This window comes from Enterococcus malodoratus (genome assembly GCF_027659535.1).
Lineage (GTDB): Bacteria > Bacillota > Bacilli > Lactobacillales > Enterococcaceae > Enterococcus_A > Enterococcus_A malodoratus.
In genome coordinates this window covers 132616-151140 of record NZ_JAQDPG010000009.1, presented here as the reverse complement: position 1 = coordinate 151140, position 18525 = coordinate 132616, and the positions used below count along the sequence as shown (strand labels likewise).

General features: G+C 40.3%; 20 protein-coding genes. 16 read left to right on the top strand and 4 right to left on the bottom strand.

Going from position 1 to position 18525, the window contains the following annotated elements; translation table 11 throughout:
* Window positions 1-8: 8 nt before the first annotated feature.
* Entirely contained in the window at window positions 9-755 is a 747-nt protein-coding gene (locus PGP85_RS15285; RefSeq protein ID WP_270328350.1) for a MurR/RpiR family transcriptional regulator, read from the bottom strand.
* 240 nt (window positions 756-995) lie between these two features.
* Between PGP85_RS15285 and PGP85_RS15280 the strand changes: the two genes are divergently transcribed.
* The 9 genes from PGP85_RS15280 (at window position 996) to PGP85_RS15240 (ending at window position 8394) form a co-directional block, all read left to right on the top strand.
* Window positions 996-1844, top strand: coding sequence for a class II fructose-bisphosphate aldolase (locus PGP85_RS15280; RefSeq protein ID WP_270328349.1), 849 nt, complete (start codon window positions 996-998; stop codon window positions 1842-1844).
* 11 nt (window positions 1845-1855) lie between these two features.
* Window positions 1856-2860, top strand: a complete 1005-nt coding sequence (locus PGP85_RS15275; protein ID WP_270328348.1) for a zinc-dependent alcohol dehydrogenase family protein — start codon at window positions 1856-1858, stop codon at window positions 2858-2860.
* Between the two features lie 12 nt (window positions 2861-2872).
* On the top strand, window positions 2873-4537 hold the full coding sequence (locus tag PGP85_RS15270) for a PTS system mannose/fructose/sorbose family transporter subunit IID (protein ID WP_270328347.1): 1665 nt from the start codon (window positions 2873-2875) through the stop codon (window positions 4535-4537).
* Window positions 4538-4556: 19 nt separating this feature from the next.
* Complete coding sequence (locus PGP85_RS15265) at window positions 4557-4997, top strand: PTS sugar transporter subunit IIA (RefSeq protein WP_251867226.1); 441 nt, start codon at window positions 4557-4559, stop codon at window positions 4995-4997.
* The gene (locus PGP85_RS15260) at window positions 4969-5442 is read left to right on the top strand and encodes a PTS system mannose/fructose/N-acetylgalactosamine-transporter subunit IIB (protein ID WP_270328346.1); all 474 of its coding nucleotides are present in this window, start codon (window positions 4969-4971) and stop codon (window positions 5440-5442) included. Before PGP85_RS15265 ends, PGP85_RS15260 begins: the two co-directional genes overlap by 29 nt.
* A gap of 19 nt (window positions 5443-5461) precedes the next feature.
* Entirely contained in the window at window positions 5462-6223 is a 762-nt protein-coding gene (locus PGP85_RS15255; protein ID WP_333490242.1) for an SDR family NAD(P)-dependent oxidoreductase, read from the top strand.
* Window positions 6224-6245: 22 nt separating this feature from the next.
* Window positions 6246-6977: a GntR family transcriptional regulator gene (locus PGP85_RS15250; RefSeq protein WP_010740224.1), complete on the top strand. Its 732-nt coding sequence runs from the start codon at window positions 6246-6248 to the stop codon at window positions 6975-6977.
* Window positions 6978-6991: 14 nt separating this feature from the next.
* Entirely contained in the window at window positions 6992-7597 is a 606-nt protein-coding gene (locus PGP85_RS15245) for an AAA family ATPase (RefSeq protein WP_270328344.1), read from the top strand.
* Between the two features lie 128 nt (window positions 7598-7725).
* The gene (locus tag PGP85_RS15240) at window positions 7726-8394 is read left to right on the top strand and encodes an MmcQ/YjbR family DNA-binding protein (protein ID WP_270328343.1); all 669 of its coding nucleotides are present in this window, start codon (window positions 7726-7728) and stop codon (window positions 8392-8394) included.
* A 31-nt stretch (window positions 8395-8425) separates the two neighbouring features.
* Here PGP85_RS15240 and PGP85_RS15235 read toward each other — a convergent pair whose 3' ends face one another.
* Window positions 8426-9229 (bottom strand): MerR family DNA-binding transcriptional regulator, encoded by an 804-nt coding sequence (locus PGP85_RS15235; protein ID WP_270328342.1) that lies wholly within the window; start codon window positions 9227-9229, stop codon window positions 8426-8428.
* A gap of 96 nt (window positions 9230-9325) precedes the next feature.
* On the opposite strand from PGP85_RS15235, the gene PGP85_RS15230 reads away from it, so the two are divergent.
* The 5 genes from PGP85_RS15230 (at window position 9326) to rsgA (ending at window position 13681) form a co-directional block, all read left to right on the top strand.
* A complete protein-coding gene (locus PGP85_RS15230) occupies window positions 9326-9694 on the top strand; it encodes a DUF1694 domain-containing protein (protein WP_270328341.1) in 369 nt (122 codons plus the stop codon).
* Between the two features lie 126 nt (window positions 9695-9820).
* Window positions 9821-10768 (top strand): LacI family DNA-binding transcriptional regulator, encoded by a 948-nt coding sequence (locus PGP85_RS15225; protein WP_270328340.1) that lies wholly within the window; start codon window positions 9821-9823, stop codon window positions 10766-10768.
* A gap of 37 nt (window positions 10769-10805) precedes the next feature.
* Complete coding sequence (locus tag PGP85_RS15220; protein WP_270328339.1) at window positions 10806-11186, top strand: VOC family protein; 381 nt, start codon at window positions 10806-10808, stop codon at window positions 11184-11186.
* Between the two features lie 123 nt (window positions 11187-11309).
* Window positions 11310-11642, top strand: coding sequence for a carboxymuconolactone decarboxylase family protein (locus PGP85_RS15215; RefSeq protein WP_270328338.1), 333 nt, complete (start codon window positions 11310-11312; stop codon window positions 11640-11642).
* 698 nt (window positions 11643-12340) lie between these two features.
* The gene (gene rsgA, locus PGP85_RS15210) at window positions 12341-13681 is read left to right on the top strand and encodes a ribosome small subunit-dependent GTPase A (RefSeq protein WP_270328337.1); all 1341 of its coding nucleotides are present in this window, start codon (window positions 12341-12343) and stop codon (window positions 13679-13681) included.
* A 49-nt stretch (window positions 13682-13730) separates the two neighbouring features.
* Here rsgA and PGP85_RS15205 read toward each other — a convergent pair whose 3' ends face one another.
* A complete protein-coding gene (locus tag PGP85_RS15205) occupies window positions 13731-14321 on the bottom strand; it encodes a TetR/AcrR family transcriptional regulator (RefSeq protein ID WP_270328336.1) in 591 nt (196 codons plus the stop codon).
* Between the two features lie 119 nt (window positions 14322-14440).
* On the opposite strand from PGP85_RS15205, the gene PGP85_RS15200 reads away from it, so the two are divergent.
* Window positions 14441-15142, top strand: coding sequence for an ABC transporter ATP-binding protein (locus PGP85_RS15200; RefSeq protein WP_270328335.1), 702 nt, complete (start codon window positions 14441-14443; stop codon window positions 15140-15142).
* A 10-nt stretch (window positions 15143-15152) separates the two neighbouring features.
* Window positions 15153-17939 carry an FtsX-like permease family protein gene (locus tag PGP85_RS15195; protein WP_270328334.1) on the top strand — a complete coding sequence of 929 codons (2787 nt, stop codon included), beginning with the start codon at window positions 15153-15155 and terminating at the stop codon, window positions 17937-17939.
* Window positions 17940-18011: 72 nt separating this feature from the next.
* Here the strand turns inward: PGP85_RS15195 and PGP85_RS15190 are convergent, their stop codons facing one another.
* Window positions 18012-18428 (bottom strand): Lrp/AsnC family transcriptional regulator, encoded by a 417-nt coding sequence (locus PGP85_RS15190; RefSeq protein WP_010740214.1) that lies wholly within the window; start codon window positions 18426-18428, stop codon window positions 18012-18014.
* Between the last annotated feature and the right edge of the window lie 97 nt (window positions 18429-18525).

Here is an 18525-nt window from a genome sequence, read left to right as displayed (position 1 = left end):
AAACGAAGTTATAAACCGATATATTCAATAATGGTTCGAGTGATGATTAATAATGGAATTCGTGAATAGACGATTTGTTCACTGGCCTCCATAATTTTTTCGGAGTGCCCAACCAAGGTAATGTCAGAATACTTTTCAAGTTCGGTGGGTGTTTTGCAGCATATAGTGATTACTTTGGCCTCACAATCGCGAGCAGCCTTAGCTGTTATTGCTAGTTCAGGCGTGCTGTTTCTAAGCGAGATAATGACTAGGGTATCCTTTGACGTAATGATGCGATGAAATTTTTTCATCCACATAACGTCCTTGACGATGATCGCATTATAGCCCAATAGTTGCAGATACATCTGCAGTTCATCAGCAATCAGGGCAGTGAAGCCACGGGCGCAAATGAAAATTCGATCGGCATTTTTGAGGTATTCGATCGTTTGATAAATGTCTGTAGAGCTGATTGAATTGATCGTCTCCGTGCACTCACGATATGATTTTGCCAAAATATTATTGACAACATAGGGCGCGTTGGCTGATTCGGCTGATTCTTTTTGTTGAGAAATTTTGTAGCGCAGTTCGCTGATGCCTGAGAAACCGCATTTTTGAATGGTTCTTGAAATCGTGGCAGAAGAGGTAAAGGTTTTTTCTGCGATTTTTGTAATAGACAGTTCAGGAATAAGCTGCTCATTTCGATTCAAGAAATCAATTACTTTCTTTTCTGATTCTGACAGACTCTGATAAACTTCTTTCTTTATATCAATGATCATGATCTTCCTCCTATCTCATTCTCCCATAGTTTAGCATGAATGGATTTTCAGGATTTCCCAAAATCCGCGAAAAGCTGTAAGGGTTTTCCTTTTCGGCGTATAGCTTTTCCAAATGAGGCATTATATGATTGAGATGAATCAAACGTACGTATATTCTAACATTTTTATATTTGCAGAAGATATAAGAAGATGGCCATCTTTTTTGTTAGGGATTCAGATAACGCTTAGGAGGAGTTTTTGATGTACGTTACTTTAAAAGAAGTTTTAACTGAGGCAAATCACCTGAATATGGCGATTGGGGCCTTTAATACTCACAACTTGGAAATGCTGCCGGCAATCATCGAAGCAGCTGGAAAACAAAAGACCCCAGTGATCATCCAAACAAGCTGCGGCACAGCAAACTATGTCGGTCATCGCAATCTCGTTGCGGTCTGTAAATCAATGGCCGAAGAATATGGAGTAGATGTTGTCTTACATTTAGACCACGCCAAAGATTTTGCTGAAATTCGAAAAGCGATTCGGGCAGGCTACAGTTCAGTCATGTTCGATGGGTCGTCGCTGCCTTTTAAGGAAAATATTTTAGGAACCAAACAAGTCGTCAACTTTGCCAAAGAATACGGAGTAAGTGTTGAGGCTGAATTAGGGACCGTGGGTGGAACGGAAGACGGATTGGTCGTCAGCCAAGATGAAGTTTTCTATACTGATCCGAAAGATGCCGTTGCCTTTGTCGCTGAGACCGGAATTGATGCGTTAGCTGTGGCGATCGGTACCAATCATGGTCAATATATGTCGAAAACGGATATCAGCTTTGAACAATTGGAGAAAATCAAAAAGGCCGTTGACATTCCTTTAGTCATTCATGGCGGGACTGGTGTGAAGGATGACGATGTGAAAAGAGTTATCGAGCTGGGGATTCGCAAGTTCAATGTCGGTACAGAACTATTAGTTGGTTGGAATCGAAAATCAAAGGAATGCTACGAGACACACAAGGAAAATGTTTCAAATCGGGATAATGTGGTTCCTTGTTTAGAAACGATTGAAGCGATCGTGGCTCGGAAAATCAACTTATTCAAAAATATGAGTGAGTGAAAGGAAGAAAAATGAAAGCAGGATATTATGTAGGCGATTACACCTATGAAGTGAGAGATATTCCAGAGAATGAACCTGTTGAGGATCAAGTAAAGATCCGTGTCGCTTGGTGCGGCTTATGCGGAACGGACGTCCATAAGTTTCAAGGAAAAAATGGTGCAAGCGTGGTTGTTCCGCCGATCATTTTAGGCCATGAATGTTCAGGGATAGTGACCGCCGTCGGCCCGGAGTGCAAGTATTTCAAACCTGGTGATCGCGTGGCCTGCGATCCCAGCTACGGCTGCGGAAAATGCAGCTGGTGCCAGCAGGGCTTTCCAAACTTTTGTTTAGAACGTCATGGCGTGGCTAAAGGTTTTTCAGAATATGTTTATCCGCCAGAGCAAAATGTGTATCCAATCGCTGACTCGCTTGATTTAGAGACAGCGGCTTTTACAGAGCCGTTATCCTGCGCGATCCACGGCTTGGATCTGATTCAGATTCAAAGCGGAAAAACTGTCGTCATGTACGGCATGGGGGCGATCGGTTCACTGATGCTGCAACTGATCAAGTACAGCGGTGCTGGTGAAATTATAGTGGTTGAACGAGAAGCGGAAAAACGAGAATTGGCTTTAAAACTAGGAGCGTCGTTGGCTGTGACCGATCAGGAGATCGAAGCTCTTTCGAAAGAGCTAAACATTGATTATGTTGTCGAATGTATCGGATTGAAACAAACTATGGAACAGGCGATCAAGATTGCGGGAAAAAATGGCAAGGTTTTGCTATTCGGTTTGGGTGATCCCGAGGAGCCAGTCTCCTTCAATCAATTTGAGGCGTACACCAAGGAACTAAGCATCTATACGTCATTTTTAAATCCGCATACTTCTGAAAGAGCCGTCAAACTTTTAGAAAGCGGGCTGCTGGATACAAAAAGTATCATCAGCGCGGAATTAAGCTTGGAGGAAATCGGCAGTGAACTACGTGCGTTAGAGTATTCACGAAAAGGGAAAGTGATGGTTTATTTAAGCAAAGAACATTAGGGAGGAAATATAATGGTAATATCAGCAGTTTTGGTTGCAATCTTAGCAACGATGGGTCAGTGGTGGTTTTTTGGTCCTGTAACAAAATGTTTAGTCTATCCATTAACGACCGGAACGTTGGTCGGTGTGTTTATGGGCGATCCAATGTTAGGGATGATGGCTGGTGCGAATATTCAATTGATTTACCTAGGTTGGATATCCGCGGGCGGAACAATGCCGAGTAATACGATTGTCGCAGGGGTGTTTGGAACGGCGATGACGATTTTGTCTGGAGCAGATGCAAAAATGGCTGTGACATTTGCGATTCCTTTTAGTATGCTGGGACTGCTTTTGAATCAAATTTACATGACAGTCAATGCGGCCTGGATTCATCGCGCCGATAAATTATTGGATCAGGGCAATTTGCGGGGCGTACGGCTAATGAACTTTGTTCCGTCTGCGTGTATGGCATTTATCTTATACGGGATTCCTGCGTTCTTACTTGTCTATTCTGGCAGCGGCTGGGCGCAGCAACTGATTGATATGGTACCCAAACATGTGATCAGCGCACTGGAAGTTGTGGGCGGAATCATGCCCGCGCTAGGGATCGCTATGTTGTTGAATTATTTAGGTAAGAAAAAGTTGATTCCTTGGTTTTTCGCTGGTTTCTTTTTGACCGTTTATTCAGGTTTGGGGATGACCGCGATTTCGATCTTTTCAGCAATTATCGCTTTAGTAATGTATTTGAACAGTAATAATAAATCAGAAGACAAAGTCGAGAAGAAAAAAGTAAAACGCTTATCTGTAAACAAGAAAATTGATTCAGTGGAAGTCGCTCAGGTAAATGACCGTGGAAATACTCCGGCTGTTGCTCCCGAATATACTAAGAAGCTTTCTAAGAGCACTTTGGTGAAAACGTGGTTATGGACAACGAGTACAGAATCGTGCTACAACTATGAGCGGTTACAAGCCTTAGGTGCAGCAAACCTGATGATCACCCCGATTCGCGAATTGTATGATACGAACGAGAAACAGGCGGAAGAGTTAAAGAAATATATGGTCTTTTACAACTCAGAAGTATTTACTATTGGACCAATCATCAACGGGATCGCTTGCTCAATGGAAGAGGCGCGAGCGAACGGTGAAGATGTTGAGGCAAAAGATATCAATGCGGTTCGAACAGGGTTGATGGGACCGGTCGCTGGGATCGGTGATACGGTTATGCAAGGAATCTTGTTCCCTATTCTTTTTGGGATTGGTTGTTCACTGGCATTAGAAGGAAGCTACTTAGGTCCGATCTTGTCCTTCGTTGTGTTTGAAGCGCTAATTTTTGGTTGCGGTTACTTTATGTTTATGACAGGATATAAGCAAGGAAAGACCTCTTTATTGAAAATTTTGAAAAATGGCACGATTGATAAAATCATCAACTCGTTTAGTATCGTCGGTTTGATGGTTGTCGGTGCAATGGCGGCAAGCCGCGTAACAGTCAACACTCCACTGGCGATTAAGGTTGGGCAAGGTACTACTAAGATTCAAGATGTGTTGGATTCATTGGCACCAGGCTTGATCCCATTAGGCTTGACGTTATTAGTATGGTGGATGCTGAAGAAGAAAATCAATACATTGTATATCATTATCGCAATTTTTGTAGTTGGAATTCTGGCTTATTATCTGGGGATTTTAGGATATGTGAGCTAAAAATAAATGAGGTGGGCAAATGGTTAATGTGGTCATAATCAGTCATGGCGAGTTTTGTGAAGGTTTATTGAGCAGTTTAAAAATGATTGCGGGAGATACCTTCGGAGTCAAAGCAGTGCCTTTGATTCCCGGCGAGGCTCCTGAGAGTTATCGTGAAAAATTGGCGGACACCCTTTCATCCTATTCAGAAAAAGAGCAGGGGTTCTTGATTCTTTCAGATATTGCTGGCGGCACACCGTTTCAAAGTGCTGCTTATCTATCGAAAGAGTTTAAAATTGGACTCGTCTCTGGGATGAACATGCCGATGTTATTGTCATTGACACTGGGAAAAACCGCAGAGGATACATTAGATTCTTTGGTGGAAAAAGCGACAACAGAAGATTGTGTGGGAATTCAAAGCAAGATATTCGGTAGAGGGGAGCGGAAGCAGCGTGCAAAACTTAGTATTAACAAGAATTGATGACCGTTTGATCCATGGACAAGTTATGACTGCTTGGATCAAAAACAAAGGAGCCAATCAGGTGGTGATCGTTGATGATGGAACGGCCAATGATGAGTATATGATTGAAGTGTTAGAAATGGCGATTCCCGAAGAAATCGCGATCGGTATCTTTACGAAAGAAGAAGGGGTTCAATTCTTCAGCCAAGGCTTGGATGAGCCGACGATTCTGTTGGTGAAGGGACCAGAAGCGTTAAATTATCTAGTTGATAATGGGATTCAAATCGAGGAAGTGGATGTTGGTGGTATGGGGACGCGGCCGGAGCGCAATGTTTTATACAAAAACATTTCCACGAGCGCGGAAGAAAACGAACAATTCAACGCGTTGCTTGAGAAAAAGGTTAACGTATTCATCCAAGTGATGCCGCAAGACAAACCAGTCAGTGTAGATAAATATCTGAAGTAGGAGCAAATACATGGAAAAAATGGATGGAAAAGTCATTGTTATCACAGGCGGCAGCAGTGGTATGGGTGCCGCAATGGCAAAAGATTTTGTCACACGTGGAGCAAAAGTAGCAATCTTTGATTTAGATGAGGAAAAAGGAAACCATTTGGTCGCAGAAGCTGGGGATGCCGCAGCTTATTATAAAATCGATGTGACTTCAAAAGCAGAAATCAAAAAAGGCATACTAAGTGTCGAAGAAAAATATGGTCCATTGACCACATTAGTTAACTCAGCCGGTGTTTCCAAGATGGTACCTTTTTTGGAGAGTACCGAGGAGTTATGGGATCTGACAATGGACGTCAACTTGAAGGCGACTTTTCTGTGTTGTCAGATCGCTATAGAACGTATGCTTGAACATGGCGGGGGTGAAATACTCAATATGTCTTCCTTATCAGGGAAAAAGGCCAGCTCATGGCAGACTATTTATTGCGCGAGCAAATTTGGGGTACAAGGACTGACACAATCGATCGCCAAAGAGTTTGCCGATCAAAATATTCGAGTCAATTCAATTTGCCCGGGAATCGTTTATACCGAGATGTGGGAAAAACTGAAACATGAGTACGCTAGAAAACGAAACATCGATCCGGAAGAAGTCATGGATTATTTCAAAGGGAATATCCCGATGCATCGTTTGGTAGAGATGAAAGACGTTATCAATGCGGCGGTATTCTTATTGACAGAAAAGGCCAGTTATCTAACCGGTCAATCGATCAATCTGGTTGGTGGAGAATGGATGGATTAAAAGAGTAGGAGGATGTTGTAGAATGACTTCGTTGGATTTTAGCGGCAGAGAGCAATTGTATTATCAACTGTACGACCGCTTGTTCCAGAAAATTATCAATGGTACCTATGCTATCGGAGAGTGTATTCCTTCTGAAAGTGAATTGATGAAGACCTACCAAGTAAGTCGAGCAACGGCCAGGCGCTCAATGGAAATGCTTGCCAACGACGGCTTTGTAAAGAAGCAGCGTGGTCTTGGTACAGTCGTCATTTCTACACATCCTAAACATTCTCCCCAAAATGTTGCGAAATATACAAGAAAGAAACGACTAGAAGATGTTATTGCCAAGAAAAAGGTCATCGAATTCGGTGTAATTCGAGCACCAATAGATGTATCAGAAGCGCTGAAGCTAAAACCAGATACGGAAGTGATTTGCTTGAACCGGGTGCGCTATGGTGATACGGAACCGTACTATTTAGAGATTAATTACTTTGAAAAAGACTATGTACCCGAAATGCTGAATCGCAATTTTTCAGAAGAGTCGCTTCGAGTCTTTCTTGATAAAACCTACAATATTCAGTGGTCTTACGCCAGTCAGCAGATCTTTTCAATTGTTGCCGCGGGAGCCCTTGCGGATCTCCTGAAAGTAGAAGCAGGAACGCCCTTGCTTCATATCAAAAGAATTTCCTACGATGTAAAAGATATCCCGCGAGAATATGTAGATAGCTACTATCTAGCCGATAAGTACCATCTGGAAATAGAACTAACGATATAAAGGGATGAACAGCCTTGAAGAAAACCTTGATTTTATTAGCAGGATATCCCGGAACGGGCAAATCCTATTTGGCCAATTTGATTTTGGAAAAATTCCCAAGCATTCAATTTCTTTCGCCAGATGAACTGAAAGAAAAAAATTGGGATCAATACGGCTTTAATAACTTGGCTGAAAAAGAAACTTTGATTCAAAAAAGCTGGGAAGAGTACTATCAGATCATGTCCAAAAAATTCCAGCAATCGATCAGTTTGATTTCTGATTATCCTTTTAGCGGGAAACAAAAGGAAAAATTGAGGCGTTTAACAGATCAATCTGGATATCAAGTGATTACGATCCGGTTGATAGCAGAGCTAGATGTTCTTTATGAACGTCAAAAGCTGCGGGATTTGGATCATTCGAGACATTTGGGGCATATCTTATTGCGTTATCACAAAGAAAACGAAACGATTGATCATAAATCAGCAGATAATCTCGTCGACTATCAGGAGTTCATCAAACGCTGCACGACACGTGGTTATGGAGAATTTTCATTGGGAGAATTGATCGAAGTCGATGTGACTGATTTTTCTCTAGTTGATTATGACCAATTATTAATAGAGCTCGAAAAGCTGTTAGAATAGTAATCGGTCGAATGAAAGAAAAGAGTGGAGCAAAAAGCCACTCTTTTTTTGCGTCCTCATTTAAAGGGCGATGTTTCGATCAGAAATGTGTATAATGGAAAAAATGAAGGATGGGAGTGGAACCTTTTATGAGCAGGGAGGAGCTTTTTTTCAAGCATAAGAAAATAAATCCAGCGAAGTTACTTGCTTATGGGTTTGAAAAAAACGCGGCGCATTATACATATGAGACGACGATTATGGAGGGGGAATTCCAATTAACGGTCACGATCGAAGATACCGGTACAATCGAGACTAAATTGGTTGAACTTGCCAGCGCCGAGGAATACGTGCTGCATCGAACGTCAGCGGCGGGTTCTTTTGTTGGTTCAGTGAAGGCGGAATATCAGGCTGTCCTGCAAGCGATCGCCGATCAATGCTTCGAAGCGGACATTTTCAAAAATGAACAGACCAAGCGAGTGATTGACTATGCGCGAGAGACTTACCAGAACGAGCTGGAATTTCTATGGCCGAAAACGCCGAGTAATGCCATCTTTAGAAGAACAGATAGCGGCAAATGGTACGGCGCTCTATTGACCGTTCAAAAAAATAAGTTGGGGATTCCCTCCGACGACCTGATTGAAGTCTTAGATTTGAGGAATGATCCGCAAAAGGTTGCAGCCTTAGTGGATGGCGTAAAGTATTTTCCTGGCTACCATATGAATAAGAAACACTGGTTCACGATTTGCTTGGATGATTCAGTTTCTTTTGACGAGCTGAAGAAATTGATTGATGAAAGCTATCTATTGGCGGTGAAATAAAGAGAAAGAAAACAGTAGCTGAGCCGATCAGCTACTGTTTTTCTATTGGGATTCGTACTTCATATAAGGGGTCCGCCTTGGACGTTTGACTAGCATACATTTCTAATTCAAAGAGGATGACTTCCGATTGATTTTCCAGTTGTTTCGCGGATGCTTGGTAGACTTTCTGAATATCTGCTTCAGCGGTTACTTTTGTTAGATAACGTGTCTTTGGCAGTCGCAAGATATTTTTATGCTGTGCATTTTGCGGATTTGGTTCTAAAGTAATGAAGAGAAACGTTTCGGGCCGCGGATTTTTAATTACCATGGCGAGACCTCCTTCATAAACCGCCTCTAGACTCTTTTGAGTAATTTGCTTCAACAGTTGGTTAAATGCAAGGTAGTAGTCATTGCTGCCGATTTTTCCGTTGAAGGGCTCCAACCAATAATCGGTTGATTCGATCGTGAGCGATAGACCGTCTTTTTGTTTATGGAGTGTTTCGTTTCGCCGTACCTCCTTTTTCATTTCCTCTAAAAAAGTTAGCTTTTTTTCAAACTCGTCGACCTTGTTTCTGACCAATTTAATTCCGGTGTCTAACACACTATCAATGTCGATTGAAGTGCCGTCAATCCCTAAAAATTCTTTGATATCTTTAAGGGGAATATTGATCTCGGCACAAAGCTTGATCATATCCACTAAATAAATGTGCTCTCGCGTATAGTAGCGGTAGCCGTTCTCTGTATTTATGTAGGCGGGAATCAAAATGCCGATCCGATCATAATATCGCAGGGCTTTTACGTGAATTCCGGTTAGTTTAGATAGTTTGCCGATTGTGATTAATTCTGTCGTATCCATCTTTTCTCCTTGACCTTCCCTTAAAGGGATAGTTTATAACTGTTTTATAGCATATTTTCCTGCTTATTTCAAAGCAGCGCAAATGGAGGGAGAAAAATGAACATCAAGAAAATCATTCATTATATCAATCAGCGGCAATTGAAAGCCAATAATCGTTTGATCGAGGAGAATGTTCTGCTTGGCAGCAAACGTGAGAAAGTGACGTATTTTCTGACCTTCAAGGAACTGCATACCAATGTGGAGACTTCTATGAAACGGTTGAAAGAGCTGTTGAAACGCAAGGGCAAGTTGATTATTAATGGCAACTTAAAGCTTCCCATGATAACGAAATTAATGCTGCTGTCCCAGCGGCATAATCGACATTTTACGATTGTGGTTAACGATGGGTATCGCTTATCAATGCTGAAAAACGTCGAAAATAGAGAACATTTGGCCGTAATCTTTGAAGAAGATCCAGCGGAATAAACGATTTTTTGTAAACTGAACAGTCGAACTTTCGGCTGTTTTTTTGTTGAATGTGAAAATTTTATTGACATGGGACGCGTCCCATAGGGTATATTCTTGATAGATGATAAAAAGGTGGTGGTCCATTTGGCAAATATTCGAGACATTGCGAAAATGACTGGCGTATCCAAAACGACTGTCTCGCGAGTGATCAACAATCATCAGTATGTTTCAGAGGATATCCGAGCCAAAGTTCAAGCCGCGATCGAAGAAACTGGCTATGTAGTCAACGGCAATGCGGTAAAGTTGAGCAATGGAAAAAACTATACGTTAGGCGTAACGTTGCCTTACAATAGCTCCTGCTATGATCGTTTAGTCAATAGCCTACTGTTTCATGCGAGAGAGAAGGGCTATCAGGTCTTGCTTTTACCTACCTATTACGATGAGAAGACCGAGAGCGAATACTATTCGTTATTGGAAAAAAGAATGATCGACGGGCTGGTGCTGACTTCCCGGGCCAGTAATTTGGACAATTGGACCAAACTCAAATCAAAAGGGCGAATTGTCTCAACTGAAAAAGTCGCCAATCCTAAAATTCCCATGATCTTTCCTGATCGCAAAAAGGCCTACGATCAATTATTTTGCGAGTTAGCTGAACAAGGTGTCAGTAAAGTCATTTTCACAAATAAAAGAGACCTTGCACAAAGCACCAGCGCGCGAGATAAAGCTGACTGCTACCAAAAATATTTTGGTGAGGTGATTGAAGGCCAAAATTTCTTTACCGGGATTGAAAGTTATAACAACGGGTATTGTTGGGCCAAAGAAACCTTTAAAGAACTGCCGCTGCCAGAAGTAATTTACGCGAATGCGGATGATACCGCCGCCGGCATCATTAGCGGACTAGAGGAAATCGGGTTCACACATAAAAAGGATTATCAGATAATTGGCGAAGGCAATCAGCCATATAGCCGGCTGTTAAATTTTTCGACCATTGATTTTCTGCCAACGGAAATCGGGCCGGCGGTGATCGACTATATTTTATCGGACCAAGGGATGATAAACGTGGCGAAGGAACCACGTATTATTAAACGATAGCTTTACTAAATATTTGGATTAAGAAGGGAATAAAACGATGCATATCGAACATGTAGCAATTTGGACCAAGGATCTGGAGAAAATGAAGGCTTTTTACGAAAACTATTTTAATGTCAGCAGTACGGAGCTTTATCACAACAAGAAAACCGGCTTCAAATCTTATTTTGTCAGCTTTGATTCAGGCAGCCGCTTGGAGTTGACCTCTAAACAGCACTTATCGAATCGCGTTGCGGACAGCTTAGGTTATACGCATTTGGCAATTTCAGTTGGAACAAAGGCGGATGTTGATAGCTATGTTGAGCGCTTCTTGGCTGATGGCTTCCCATTATTGAATGGGCCAAGAACAACCGGCGATGGCTATTACGAAGCAGTTATTCAAGATTCAGAAGGAAACCTGATCGAGCTAACGACGGACTAAACGAATCTATTTAAAAGCAGTCGCGTATTCGACTGCTTTTTGCGTACGGTAAAATTTTCTTTGAAAAGACCAAAAAGTCTCTGTATTATTTAAAGAGTGAAAATGGTGAAGGGGAGTGTATAAATGGAACAAAGTAACGAACGGAAATTATACAATCAGCGCTTGACGCAAGAGGACGATTTTTTTAAGAAGTTTGGAGAATTAGACAATGAAACGTATCAAGCGAATGTCCTTGATAAGCGCCAAAAAGAGTTGATCGGCTTGACTATCTCAATCATGTCAAGATGCGAGGAATGTATTCTTTATCATTTAGAAGAATGTCAAAAAGCCGAGGTTACTCGTGCAGAAGTAATCGAAGTCGTGAAACTGACGGTCATAGGCGGCGGATCTGTGCTGTATCCTTTTGCCAGAAAAATTCTGAGATTGTTGGATGAATTGGGCTATGATCAGAATTAGGTTGATTTGCGTTACTGGCATTTGCTATACTGATGGTGAAAATAAATCAACCACCTATTAACGAATGGAGCATGTTTTGTGAGTGTCACAGATATCTAACTAATAAGCTGAATAACCGAATAAAGCGAGTTTTATTTGGTGTGCTTTTAGAAGTGGTATCTGTCGAATCAATGGGATGAGTGTATTCTCAAGACGATAGTATGACTATCGTCTTTTTTGTCGTTTTTTAATCCTTTAGGTGAAGTATTTATTTTCACGGCAGGTATCCTGTATAAAAAATTAGTATGAAAAATGAATACATTAAAAAGAAGAATGCCTGTTCAACTTTTCCCAGAGCTTATAGCGGGAGAGTCAATCTGAACTTTCTCTAAAAAATAAGGATGAGAGACATAGTTGAATGGTATACGGCCTGAAAATCAGACTCATTTTCAAGAGAGAAAATGAATACTTTAAAATGAAGAAGGATGCCAGTTCAACTTTTCCCAGAGCTTATAGGGGGAGAGTCAATCTGAACTTTCTCTAAAAAATAAGGATGAGAGACATAGTTGAATGGTATACGGCCTGAAAATCGGACTCATTTTTCAAGAAAGAAAAATGAATACTTTAAAAAGAAGAAGGAGCGCTTTGCATGCTATCGGAAATAATTATTTTACAAAGTAAAGGAGAAAAATCAATGACAATAGGAGAAAAACAATTTTATGAATACAAAAAATATCGGAAATCACCCAGCTGAAACAATCGCTCAAGTAACGGCTGTTTATAAAGATTTATTTGAGGTCACAAGTGAAAAAGGAAAAGGTTTGGCCAGAGTAAAACGCGGAAACTATGAGAGCCAACAAGAAATTTATCCAACCACAGGCGATCATGTTGTTATCAATTGGCAGGGCAACGACCAAAGCATCATTTTAAGAACTTTACCGCGTAGTTCAGCCTTGTCACGGTTAGATTCATACAAAGGGAAAGAGCAAATGATTGCCGCGAATTTTGATTATGTTTTTATTTTACAATCGTTGAATCACGACTTTAACTTACGTCGTTTGGAACGTTATTTGACACTTGCTTGGCAATCCGGAGCAGTTCCAATTGTCTTATTAACGAAAACAGATCAAGCGGAAGAATATTCAGACCAACTTAAGGCAGCACAAAAAATTGCCTTAGGAACAGAGGTTCATGCAGTCAGTGCACAAACTGGTGAAGGCATGTCCGAATTAAATCGGTACCTGCAATCGGAGAAAACGATTGTTTTAGTTGGATCATCGGGTGTTGGAAAATCTACGCTGATCAATCGCCTATTAGATAAAGAAGTGATGGAAACCCGCACGATTCGCGAGAAAGATGGACGTGGTCGTCATACCACTAGTCACCGACAACTATTTGAGTTGGATAACGGTACAAAGCTGATCGATACTCCCGGCATGCGCGAAGTTGGAATGTGGGATGTTCGTCACGGCTTGGAAGAAAGTTTTGCTGATGTAGAGGCCCATTTCGGCAACTGCAAATTTTCTGATTGCCGTCATCAAAGCGAACCCGGCTGTGGGATCAAGGAAGCATTACGACAAGAAGAGCTCTCACCAGAGCGTTGGGAAAGCTATCTGAAGCTTCACGCGGAAGCGAAATACACTAGCGATAAAACGGCCTATTTACGTGAAAAGGAAGTTTGGCTAAAGGACATTAGTAAATTTGCCCGCCAATTAAAAAATACGTATCAAGCAACGGCCTGTACAGATAGTTTTATTTGCCAGGATTGCGGAATGCCGGCGAATCCGGAAAGTGCCGGCAGTCAGCATCGAAATCATTGCCCTCACTGTCTAGTTAGTCTCCATGTCGATAATCGTCCGGGAGACCGTTCTTCGATGTGCAAGGGAAGAATGGACCCAATCAGCATTTGGTCAAAATCAGATGGCGAATGGGCGATCATTCATCGCTGCCGAGCTTGCGGCACATTAAAAACTAATCGTGTAGCCGCTGACGATAATCAGCAGCGCTTGATTAGTTTGGCAGGGAAGGCCTTGAAACACCCGCCATTTAAACTTGGATAAGAAAAACCGCTCAGAAGTAGTTTTCTGAGCGGTTTTTTTATTCTATTTTTTAAATCAATAACTCATAAGGGGAAATCTGTTTCGCTTTTGTAATCATCGTGGCTATTTCTTCAGGGGGTTCCTGAGCATCTTTTTTAATCCATAAGATAATGATGGCAACGATGCTCGATAACAAGATTTCTTTTGCGTAATCTTCAGGCAGCATTTGTTGAGAGAAGGTTAGTTTTTCTGATTGTTGGATTTTTGAATCAATCATTTCGCTGAGAATATCCTTGACCATCAGCATAAAGTTAGGATCTCCACCGTCACTTGCTAAGGTTTTGATAAATTCGAAATCATTTTTTACATAAATCAACGCATTTAAGATCGACTCATAAGGAATTAATTCGATTGGATCATCTAAATTATCTAGATTTACATCAAACAATAAAATTTGCTTTAGGTCATGGATAACTTCCACTTCTAATTTGTCCATCAGATCATATTTATCTAAATAGTGTAGATAAAAGGTTCCGCGATTAATTTTGGAATCTCGCGCTAAATCACTGACAGTTACGCTATCAAAATTTTTAGCATTTACAAGCTTGATGAAGGATTTCTTTAAGTTCTCTTTTGTCTGCGTATTTCTTTTCTTTGTCACTTAAGCCACTCTCCTTAAATCGACACTTCTTGAAAATTGATTATTGTCTTCCATTTCTATTAATTCTATACTCTCCTTATAAATAAATCAACACGTTGTTAATTTAAGGAGGAAGTTTCATGAGCTACATTGAAGTTTTAAATAGTTATAAAAGATATCAAATGGGAGATACAGAGATTATTGCGAATCAGAATGTTTCCTTTGAAATTGAAAAAGGAGAATTAGCAATTATTTTAGGAGCCTCGGGAGCTGGAAAATCAACCATCTTAAATATTTTAGGAGGAATGGATTCCAATGATTCAGGAAATGTAATTGTCGATGGTAATGACATCGCAAATTATACTTTAAAACAAATAACAAAATATCGCAGAGAAGAAGTGGGGTTTGTTTTTCAATTTTATAACTTAGTTCCGAATCTAACGTCAAAAGAAAATGTTGAATTGGCTTCGGAAATTGTTAAGAATGCTTCCGATCCAGAAAAGGTATTGGAAGAGGTGGGACTAGCGGCGCGAATGAGTAATTTTCCAGCTCAGTTATCTGGCGGAGAACAGCAACGAGTAGCGATAGCCCGTGCAGTTGCTAAAAACCCCAAAATTTTACTTTGTGATGAACCTACTGGAGCACTAGATTATCAAACAGGGAAACAGGTTTTGCAAATCCTACAGGATATGAGTCGGATTCAAGGTACGACCGTTATTATTGTGACACATAATGCTGCCATCGCGCCAATTGCGGACCGAGTAATTCGGATGCATGATGCAAAAGTAAAATCAATCGAGGTTAATCGTCATCCTCAAAAAATTTCGGATATAGAGTGGTAGGTGTAGTCAAATGAAAAGAAAACTCTGGAAAGATAATCTAAAGTCAATTTCAAAATCCAAAGGGCGTTTTATTTCGATTATGGGATTGATGCTGATTGGTTCATTTGCTTTGGTTGGTTTAAAAGTGACAGGACCAGATATGCGTACAACTGGTGAAGCTTACTTTAATAAACTGAATGTGGCTGATATGACGGTTATTGGAGACTTAGGTATTGATCAAAGCGATAAGAAGGCAATTAACAAAACGAAAGGGATTAAGGATATTGAGTATGGCTATCTAAAAGATGTGGTCATTAAAAATACAGATGACAGCATTCGCTTGTTCTCAGCATCAAAGAGGATTTCGGATTATCAGCTAATTAGCGGAAAGCTTCCAAATAAAAATAATGAGATTGCGATTGATCAAAAATATTCCAAAGAGTACAAAATCGGCGATCAAATAGCGTTCTCTGAAAAGGAAAATCCAGCAGGAGATACTTCTTTAAAAAAGCATGATTTTAAGATTGTTGGCTTCGTTTATTCAGGAGAAATCTTGTCCGGAATAAACTTAGGTCAATCCAACGCTGGAACGGGGGCGCTAAAAGGCTATGGAGTTGTTTCAAAGGAGGCTTTCCATTCTGACTATTATATGCTAGCACGCATGACATTTAACGATACGCAGGATTTAGATCCATATTCAGCTGCCTATACCTCAAAAATCCAACGGCACAAAACAGCGTTAACAGAAGAATTAAGAGATCAGCCAGCGCACCGACTATCAGCTATAAAAAGGGAGTATCAAAGTCAAATTGATGAAGGTCAGCAAAAAATAGATAGTGGAAAGCAGCAGATTACTGAAACACAAATAGAATTAAATCAGGCTAAGCAGCAAATTGATCAAAAAAAAGAAGAACTTCAGCTTGCCCAACAGCAGAGTGGTACATCAGTTCCACAAGCTGCCGTAATGCAGCAGTTAGGTGAAGCACAAACAGAATTAGCTGTAAAAGAAAAAGAGTATCAGGAACAAAATCAATTATTTCAGCAGAAAAGAGTATCAGTTGAACAGGAGATTACTCAAAATCAAGAACGGTTGAATGATGCGAGAGAGGCACTCAATCATCTAGAAAAACCAGTCTATTCTTTGAATACACGGCGAGAGATACCTGGTGGAGAAGGCTATAAGATTTATAGTTCACTTTCTAGGATTGTGGATGCACTAGCCAATGTATTTCCAATCTTTCTGTATTTTGTCGCGGCATTAGTGACCTTTACAACAATGGCACGTTTTGTTGATGAAGAACGTATGAATACAGGAACGTTAAAAGCATTAGGATATGAAAATAAAGATGTGATGAAGAAGTTTGTTTTTTATGGATTATTTTCGAGTTTATCTGGAACGATGATAGGTGTTTTTTTAGGTCACACATTATTGCCGATTATCGTATACAACGCATACCATTCGGGCTTTACTGTTCCTAAGATTGAACTGCACTTTCATTGGGGTGTCACTGTTGCGGCCTTTTTATTAGCAGCAATCAGTGCGGTCTTGCCGGCATGTCTTATCGGTATAAAAGAGCTACGCGAAAATCCTGCTCAACTATTACTGCCAAAAGCTCCAGCAGCGGGTTCCAAAATTTTACTAGAAAGGATAAAACCGTTATGGAATCGAATGAGCTTTACTCATAAAGTAACGGCACGCAATATTTTTCGATATAAAAAAAGAATGCTGATGACAATTTTTGGTGTTGCTGGGGCCGTTGCACTTTTGTTTGCAGGCTTCAGTGTGCAACATTCAATTAGCGGCATTAATGACCGTCAATTTGGTGATCTTATCCGTTATGATATGATCGTTGCGGAAAATAATTATGTTCCAAAATCTCAACAACAGGAAATTGATAAACTATTGACCGATTCTTCTATAGATAAAAAAGAGTCCATTTGTTTTGAGGAAATGAGTAAAATTGCGGGAAGTAATCGTGATAAGCAAGAAATCAAGTTAATTGTCCCAGAAGACAATCAACAATTTTCAGATTATATTAGACTTCAAAATCGAAAATCAGACGAAAAAATCACGTTGCCCGATAATGGAGTGATTATTTCTGAACGATTGAGTAAACTAATGAATGTTAAAAGAGGCGATTCAATCGAATTGATGGATAGCAACAATAACGCTAGGAAGATGAAGGTTAGTGGTATTACCGAAATGTATATGGGACATTTTGCGTTTATGAGTAAAGACGGCTATCAAAAGACGTTTAGTAAAGAACCAGTGAATAATGCTTATTTGGTTCGATTAAAAGACGGTACTGTGAAAAATACAGAGAAGCAAGCAGTGAAGTTTATAAATTTGAGCGGTGTAAAAGGGGTAGTTCAAAATACAACGCTGACAAATCAAGTGAATACAATTGTACATTCATTAGATAAAATCATGAAAGTCTTGATTGTTATCGCGGCTTTGCTGGGAGTAGTCATACTTTATAACCTGACAAATATCAATGTTTCTGAACGAATCAGAGAATTATCAACGATCAAAGTGCTAGGTTTTTATGACAAAGAGGTGACCATGTATATCTACCGCGAGACAATTTTGCTAACATTAATGGGGATAGTCACTGGCTTTGGCATTGGTGAAATTCTCCATCAATATATTATTGCAGTTGTTCCGCCTGATGATGTCATGTTTAATCCGGCATTATCAGCAACTAGTTTTATTGTACCGGCCGCGATTATCTCGTTAGTAACACTGATTTTAGGATTCGTTGTCAATCATCGTTTAAAGACGGTCGATATGTTAGAGGCCTTGAAATCAGTTGATTAATTTGGAAAATATCTAATACCTAAACTAAAGAACCGCTCAGAAATAGTTTTCTGAGCGGTTTTTCTATTGCTTCTACAATGAATCATTTGCCGCAGAGGAGAAAACAATGTGGGTTGATGGGGTTCCAAAGTGCATCGACTCATCGATGAAGTCCTCTAGCAGCGCCATATTTTCGGCAACAACCTTAACCAAGTAACTATAGTGTCCGGCGATGCGATAATACTTTAAGACCATCTTTTGTTCTGAGCAAAATTCACGAAAAGCTTTGCAATTGATCGTTTCAAATAGGATAAACGCCGTGATGTTTTTACCAATTTTTTGATAGTTGATGTTGATCGTGTATTTTTCAATGATTCCCAAATCTTCCATTTTAGTGATTCGTTCCTTAACGGCGGGAGAACTGAGGGCTACTTGTTGAGCGATCTCACTGTAGGGTGCTCGAGCGTTTTCTTTTAAAAGATTCAGTATTTTTCTATCTGTTTCATCCATAATGCAGCATCCTTCCTTTTTGAAGTGAAAAAACAAAAATTCTTTAATTGTTAAAGTGAAATTGTCAAAAGACTTTAAAACCTGTCTGTCGATTGAA

Bases quoted from the DNA above. Each gene is read 5' to 3' on its own strand.
- PGP85_RS15240 (WP_270328343.1), top strand. From the start codon at position 7,726: ATGAGCAGGGAGGAGCTTTTTTTCAAGCATAAGAAAATAAATCCAGCG.
- PGP85_RS15190 (WP_010740214.1), bottom strand. From the start codon at position 18,428: ATGGATGAAACAGATAGAAAAATACTGAATCTTTTAAAAGAAAACGCT.
- PGP85_RS15255 (WP_333490242.1), top strand. From the start codon at position 5,462: ATGGATGGAAAAGTCATTGTTATCACAGGCGGCAGCAGTGGTATGGGT.
- PGP85_RS15285 (WP_270328350.1), bottom strand. From the start codon at position 755: ATGATCATTGATATAAAGAAAGAAGTTTATCAGAGTCTGTCAGAATCA.
- rsgA (WP_270328337.1), top strand. From the start codon at position 12,341: ATGAATACAAAAAATATCGGAAATCACCCAGCTGAAACAATCGCTCAA.
- PGP85_RS15270 (WP_270328347.1), top strand. From the start codon at position 2,873: ATGGTAATATCAGCAGTTTTGGTTGCAATCTTAGCAACGATGGGTCAG.
- PGP85_RS15280 (WP_270328349.1), top strand. From the start codon at position 996: ATGTACGTTACTTTAAAAGAAGTTTTAACTGAGGCAAATCACCTGAAT.
- PGP85_RS15250 (WP_010740224.1), top strand. From the start codon at position 6,246: ATGACTTCGTTGGATTTTAGCGGCAGAGAGCAATTGTATTATCAACTG.
- PGP85_RS15265 (WP_251867226.1), top strand. From the start codon at position 4,557: ATGGTTAATGTGGTCATAATCAGTCATGGCGAGTTTTGTGAAGGTTTA.
- PGP85_RS15200 (WP_270328335.1), top strand. From the start codon at position 14,441: ATGAGCTACATTGAAGTTTTAAATAGTTATAAAAGATATCAAATGGGA.
- PGP85_RS15230 (WP_270328341.1), top strand. From the start codon at position 9,326: ATGAACATCAAGAAAATCATTCATTATATCAATCAGCGGCAATTGAAA.
- PGP85_RS15275 (WP_270328348.1), top strand. From the start codon at position 1,856: ATGAAAGCAGGATATTATGTAGGCGATTACACCTATGAAGTGAGAGAT.
- PGP85_RS15220 (WP_270328339.1), top strand. From the start codon at position 10,806: ATGCATATCGAACATGTAGCAATTTGGACCAAGGATCTGGAGAAAATG.
- PGP85_RS15235 (WP_270328342.1), bottom strand. From the start codon at position 9,229: ATGGATACGACAGAATTAATCACAATCGGCAAACTATCTAAACTAACC.
- PGP85_RS15215 (WP_270328338.1), top strand. From the start codon at position 11,310: ATGGAACAAAGTAACGAACGGAAATTATACAATCAGCGCTTGACGCAA.
- PGP85_RS15195 (WP_270328334.1), top strand. From the start codon at position 15,153: ATGAAAAGAAAACTCTGGAAAGATAATCTAAAGTCAATTTCAAAATCC.